This is a genomic window from Allobosea eneae (assembly GCF_042657265.1).
Taxonomy (GTDB): domain Bacteria; phylum Pseudomonadota; class Alphaproteobacteria; order Rhizobiales; family Beijerinckiaceae; genus Allobosea; species Allobosea eneae.
Genome location: NZ_JBHSLW010000094.1, coordinates 1 through 5,714 on the forward strand (window position 1 = coordinate 1; position 5,714 = coordinate 5,714).

4 protein-coding genes, 3 pseudogenes and 1 other annotated feature are annotated in these 5,714 nt (G+C 59.1%); of the genes and pseudogenes, 2 read left to right on the forward strand and 5 right to left on the reverse strand.

Translation table 11 applies throughout. The features are described 5' to 3' along the window. Positions 1 to 124: 124 nt before the first annotated feature. Positions 125 to 292 (forward strand): annotated as a pseudogene (locus tag ACFPOB_RS29475) (DUF736 domain-containing protein); the annotation flags it as partial. A gap of 96 nt (positions 293 to 388) precedes the next feature. Here the strand turns inward: ACFPOB_RS29475 and ACFPOB_RS29480 are convergent. From ACFPOB_RS29480 to ACFPOB_RS29500, 5 genes and pseudogenes are all read right to left on the reverse strand, one after another. Further along, positions 389 to 958 (reverse strand): hypothetical protein, encoded by a 570-nt coding sequence (locus tag ACFPOB_RS29480; protein WP_377801742.1) that lies wholly within the window; start codon positions 956 to 958, stop codon positions 389 to 391. A 264-nt stretch (positions 959 to 1,222) separates the two neighbouring features. Continuing rightward, positions 1,223 to 2,083: a metallophosphoesterase family protein gene (locus ACFPOB_RS29485; RefSeq protein ID WP_377801743.1), complete on the reverse strand. Its 861-nt coding sequence runs from the start codon at positions 2,081 to 2,083 to the stop codon at positions 1,223 to 1,225. A gap of 98 nt (positions 2,084 to 2,181) precedes the next feature. Continuing rightward, positions 2,182 to 2,802: pseudogene (locus tag ACFPOB_RS29490) on the reverse strand (amino acid ABC transporter permease); the annotation flags it as partial. A gap of 81 nt (positions 2,803 to 2,883) precedes the next feature. Continuing rightward, complete coding sequence (locus ACFPOB_RS29495; RefSeq protein ID WP_377801744.1) at positions 2,884 to 3,585, reverse strand: amino acid ABC transporter permease; 702 nt, start codon at positions 3,583 to 3,585, stop codon at positions 2,884 to 2,886. A gap of 59 nt (positions 3,586 to 3,644) precedes the next feature. Further along, complete coding sequence (locus ACFPOB_RS29500) at positions 3,645 to 4,490, reverse strand: transporter substrate-binding domain-containing protein (protein ID WP_377801745.1); 846 nt, start codon at positions 4,488 to 4,490, stop codon at positions 3,645 to 3,647. A gap of 114 nt (positions 4,491 to 4,604) precedes the next feature. Between ACFPOB_RS29500 and ACFPOB_RS29505 the strand changes: the two are divergent. Beyond that, a pseudogene (locus tag ACFPOB_RS29505) lies at positions 4,605 to 5,620 on the forward strand (IS3 family transposase); the annotation flags it as partial. Beyond that, positions 4,886 to 5,000, forward strand: a sequence feature (AL1L pseudoknot). Its footprint overlaps the pseudogene before it by 115 nt. Positions 5,621 to 5,714: the final 94 nt, after the last annotated feature.

Sequence of the window (5,714 nt, forward strand, 5' to 3'; positions counted from 1 at the left end):
ATGGTCGAGATTATGCGGAGCGGCACGGCGACAATAACCCCGCAAAACCGCGGCTGCCAGCCAACGACTCCACATAATCCCGCGCTACGCATAATCGACATTATGCGGTGCACCGCATAACGTGGAGATCGGAGCCGCCTGGTCCAAGCGCTCCAACGAGGGCCGGGAGTATCTCGGGCTCAAGCTCGACGATCCGAGCTTCACCGCCCCGATCTACGCCAACCTCTTCGACGACGAGGACGAAGCCTACAGCCTGATCTGGTCCCGACCCGCCCGCCGCAACGGTGAATGAGATCCCCGGCGATACCCCGCCCGGACGCTTCCGGGCGGGGTATCGCCATGTCGGGCGGTCGAACCAGCGGGCCGGGCAGCATTGCGCGCCCGGCAGCTATTCGTCTCGCCGAAGACGAGCGGCGCGGCGCATGAAGGCGAGCATCTTGTCGCCATCCGTCTGGGGAAATTCGCGACCAGAGGATGGGTCCGGCGGCGGCAACGGCGCGACGTCTCCGCCATGTTTTTGCGCACGCCGCCGGGACGGCTTGGACACCCGCGCGTCGGGCGACGGGGCATGATCGGCGGCTGGCAGATCGATGCCGCTGAGCCAGCCGGTTCGCTTCGACGGCGTCCTCGCAGGGGGAACGCCGGCCTCCTCGCGCGGCTTCGCCACCTGCACTGGTGCAGGCGCGTTCGATCCCCGCTGCTTGCGCCAGACCAGCGACGACACATGCCCGCGCGACAGCGGTCGCCCGTCGCTCCGCGTCGCGCCGGCACGGGCCAACACCGCAACGATGTCGCTCCATTCCAGGCCTCGTCCCCGAGCCCGCTCGAACCAGGCCAGATGATCGTCGATGATCCGCGCCAGCTTGATCCGACCGCCGTCAGGCAGCTTCATATCCGCCGCGATCGCCTGCGCACCTTTGAGCAAATCCTCGTCGCTGATGATCGATCGCCTGCTCATTCAGCTGCCTGAGACCCAATCTTCGTAAAAACTCGATCGACGCAGTATGCCGCAAAACGAAGCACATCACAACGAGACGAATTATCTTGAAGAACGCACACCTGTGCATCTGTGGATGGCGCAACCCTTGGGCTCAGGATCATTTAGACGTCATCGGCAACAAGCCACCGATCCTGCTGCAAAATCCCGGCGGAGCGCCCAGCCCACCGCCGTGATCGAAGGCCGGAAACTCCTGCCTCTGGAGATCCAGGGAATCGTCTTGGATCAACTCAGCGCGGCGGACAGTGCGGGAGGCACAAAGCGCATCGCCTTGTAGTTCTTCACAAGCTCGGAAATATCGACCGGCTGAAGTTCGGGAAAGTGCATCAGCTCCCATTCGACCTCCTGCCCCCTGAATGTATACATGATCCATCCGGTTCGCTGGTCGCCTCCGCGCGGCACGCGAAAGCCCTGATTGACCTGACCGATGGTCGGAGTCCAGATCATTGCGATGGAGTCACAAAGAAAGTTCCTGTGGCGATGTGTATGTGCTGAGCCAATCAAGCGCACGTCGCTGTCAGCGATCAACTCAAGAAGCCTGCTTCGCCCAACCGGTGTTACGGCGGCCTGCGTAATGACGGTCTCCGAAAGAGTATCGAGGCACAGCGGCTTGTGGAGAAACAGAGCGATCGGCTTCTCCCTCCACTCCTTCAGCCTCGCGGCCAGCCAAGTCGCCTGTTCTCTCTCCGCCTCCAACTCGCTGGCGAAGATGAGATCATTCAGACCAATCAGGCGCCAGTCCCCAAGATCACGCGCCCAATAGTCAGCCCCATAGAGCGAGAGAAACCGCTTGCGCCGCTCGTTGCTGACTAGCTGCCCTTGATATGGCGCCGGCGCAGTATCGCCAACGTCATGATTGCCTGCGAGTGCTCGCCAGGGCACAGTAATGCGGGAAATTTGCGCGTGTGCAAACGCGTGATCGTCGGCTGCGTCCGGATCATCAAGAACCATATCGCCACCAACCACCACAAAATCCGGTTGCAACTCCTCAATCTTGGCAACGCAAAAGTCCCAGTTCCGAACATTGTGCGGGCGTACTTGGCTCAGATGCATGTCGGAGATATGAAGAACTCTGTATTCAGTCATGGGGCGCTTTCTTGTTAGATATACGGTGTTGCGACGCGGACTCGCAGGATCATGAGGACTTCAAAATGCCTTTTCATTTCTATTCCTTCGCGCGACGCTCATCTCGCGAAACCGCAAAATACCCGGTTGAAAATTTCTCGGCGTTCTAGTGGGCGCATCGCGGCAGACAGAGCACGATTCATCAGAAAGTACAGCACAAGAATAGTGCCGTACACTTCGATGGGGGCGGTCATGAGACGGTTATTAATCTGCCGCGCTATCTCGGTTAAGTCAGCAAGTCCAATCAGGAACGCTAGGCTCGTGTTCTTCAGTAAAGTGATGTAGCGCCCGGCGAGCGCCGGAAGTGAATTGAAGGCGGCTATTGGCAAGGCAACATACATTGCCTCCTGAAATCGGGACATGCCCATTGCCCGCGCAGCCTCGGTTGCGCTAGTCGGAACTGCCAGCAGGCCACCGCGTATGATTTCCGCGACATAGGCAGCATTGAAGAGGACCAAAGCTGTCAGAATGCTGCCGAACTTCGAGGGCTCGATAGCAAAATACGGAGGCACAAAGTAGAGCCAAAACACTAAAACGAGTAGGGGGATGTTCCTGATCAGCTCCACATATCCGGCTGCAAGCCAGCGAAGAGGCCTGGGGCCAGCGTACCGCATATAGCCGCCCACAATTCCAAGAGCAGTGCTGGCAGCAATCCCAAGTGCGGCCAACGTAATCGTTAGCGCGGCCCCCCCCGAGGCTCGTCGGGAAGTCGCCTACAAGCAGGCGGCGCACATTGTCTTCCGTGAGAACGAGAGCCCAGTTCATGCTGCGTCCTTCACGTATTTTGACAATCGCCGGAGCAGCGCTTGCCCAATGCTGGCCACCCCAAGGCAAATGACGAGATAGAATGCAGTAACGGCGGCTAGCGCTTCGACGCCCCGAAACGTGTAAACGTCGATATAGCGCGCCTGGTAGGTTATCTCGGCCACGCCGATAACGAGCGCGAGCGAGGTGTTCTTGATCAGGCTCACGGTCTCACTAGTGAGGGATGGCGTAACGATCCGCGCGACCTGCGGCGCCAAGACTAACCTCACCGATTGCACAAAGCTAAATCCAAGTGACTCGGCAGCCTCGAACTGGCCCGCCGGGACTGCGTTTAGTCCAGAGCGAACAATCTCGGCCACGAAGCCGCTATGATACAAGCCTAAGGCAAACATTGCCGCCACAAACTCAAATCCATGGTCGCGGAGAAATAGGATGGCCGTTTCCGGCAGCAGCGCCGTTGCCGAGAAATACCAGAACAGTATCTGTAAGAGAGCGGGAGTGTTGCGCGTTATCTCGACATGCAGCCAGCAGATGTGCTTGAATATGCGCGCCTCCGACCAGCGTGCAACTCCGAGGACAACCCCAAAGGTGATTGCGATCAGCCAAGCCGACACCGCAAGGAGGAGAGTTACCTGACCTCCTTTAATGAGCAGAATACCATCGGGACCTAAAAGTATCCACCAGTTGAATTGGTACATTGAGTTGACTTATCTGCTTATTCGAAATCAAAACTTATTTATTATTTGAATAATTTTATCTACTCCCAAAGATCCATCGCAAATCCGATTTCGTCTTTCGACAATTTTATCTTCGATCCTGACCCGATCCAGCGATCATAGATCTGATCCCATGTTCCATCGCGCCAGATATCTTGAAGAGTGTAATTGACCGCGTCCCGCCACTTGGAGTCGTTTTCACGGACTCCTATGGAATAATTGCTTCGATTGAGCGATGTGCCGATAATGACGTAGTCTTCCGGGTTGGCGGTGTTCGCTCTGAGCCCAGCCAGTATGATTGCGTCCGCGACGATCGCGTCAACGAGGCCCCGCTGCATCGCCAGAAATGCCTCGGGATAGCCCTCGAATGTTTGTACCGTCGCCTCGGGTTGAGCCTTCTTCAAATTCTCCACGACGCCAGCGCCAATCGTCGTGCCGACGCGCTTCTTCGCAGTATCGGATATGGTCCGGATCGGGCTCGTCTTTTTCACCATCAGCCGTTGCCCGGCGGCAAAATAGCCGATGGAGAAATCGATAACATCGTCTCTCTGGCGATAATAAGTGAGCGTCGCCGCAATGAGATCAACACGGCCCTGCTGCAGCAAAGGAATGCGGGTCGTTGCGGTGACGGGCACAAGTTCGAGTCTCACCTTGAGGCGCTTGGCAAGCTCGCCGACCAGATCGACGTCGAAGCCGACGATCTTACCCTTTTCGTCGACAATACCGAAGCCAAGCACGTCCTGACGTACGCCTGCGCGCAGCACGCCTCGCACTTTGACCTCCTCGAGCGTCGACGTACTCTGCGCCTGCGCAGAGTTGATCGGCGCAAGGGCCGCTCCCGTCAGAAGGGCGGACACTATGAGCGATGCGATCGATCTCAATTTCATCACTGGCTTCCTATTTGTTGACTGGAGTAGCTCGGCAAATGGCCGATAAATCTCCGCGCTTTGAAGCGCCCCGGGTTTCGCGGAGGCTCCTATTTGTGAGAAGGAGCTTTCGTTATGAGCAAGACCCGGAACAAGTTTTCGCCTGAAGTCCGTGAACGTGCGGTGCGCATGGTTGGCGAGCATCGCGCCGATTACGGCTCGGAGTGGGAGGCGATGACCTCGATCGCCAGCAAGATTGGCTGCACGGCCGAGACGCTGCGCCGCTGGTGCCGTGAGGAGGCGAGCCGACGAACGGCACCAGCGGCGCGGGCCGCGGATGACCAGGCCCGGCTCAAACTGCTCGAGCGCGAGGTTAAGGAACTGCGGCGCGCCAACGAGATCCTGCGCAAGGCGTCGGCGTATTTTGCGATGGCGGAGCTCGACCGCCGCGAGAGATGATGATGGCGTTCATCGACGCCCATCGCGAGGATCTGGGTATCGAGCCGATCTGCCGTGAACTGGTAATCGCCCCGTCCTCCTACCATGAACATGCCCGGCGCCTGGCCGATCCCGGCAGGCGCCCCGCGCGTGCCCGCCGTGATGACGAGATCAAGGCGCAGATCAAGCGCGTCCACGAGGCCAGTTCCGGGCTCTACGGCGCGCGCAAGGTCTGGCGCCAGTTGCTGCGCGATGGCGTGGCTGTTGCCCGGTGCACCGTGGAGCGCCTGATGGCCGCCATGGGGCTGGCGGGCGTTCGGCGCGGCAAGACGACGACCACCACGGTCAGCAATCCGAAAGCCCCGTGCCCGCTGGACAAGGTCAACCGTGAGTTCCGCGTTGAACGGCCCAACGCATTGTGGGTGGTCGATTTTACCTACGTGCACACTTGGGCCGGTTTCGTCTATGTGGCCTTCGTGATCGACGCCTATGCCCGCCGGATCGTGGGCTGGAAGGTCAGCACGTCGGCCACCGCCGGCTTTGTTCTGGATGCCTTGGAGCAGGCGATCCATGGCCGCAGGCCGGGGCCGGAAGATGGCCTGATCCACCATAGCGACAGGGGCGTTCAATACCTTGCCATGAACTACACCCAGCGCCTGGCCGAAGCCAACCTCGTGCCATCGGTTGGCAGCGTCGGTGACAGCTATGACAATCTATGGACGCCTCCCGCAGCAAGATGATTTCTGACGTCGACCCGGCATTGGGTGCGTAAATCTATCCGGCCTGTCGCTGGAGCGATCCCGCCCC

Excerpts from the sequence above, each read along its gene's own strand:
- ACFPOB_RS29480 (WP_377801742.1), bottom strand. The coding sequence starts at position 958 with ATGAGCAGGCGATCGATCATCAGCGACGAGGATTTGCTCAAAGGTGCG.
- ACFPOB_RS29485 (WP_377801743.1), bottom strand. The coding sequence starts at position 2,083 with ATGACTGAATACAGAGTTCTTCATATCTCCGACATGCATCTGAGCCAA.
- ACFPOB_RS29495 (WP_377801744.1), bottom strand. The coding sequence starts at position 3,585 with ATGTACCAATTCAACTGGTGGATACTTTTAGGTCCCGATGGTATTCTG.
- ACFPOB_RS29500 (WP_377801745.1), bottom strand. The coding sequence starts at position 4,490 with ATGAAATTGAGATCGATCGCATCGCTCATAGTGTCCGCCCTTCTGACG.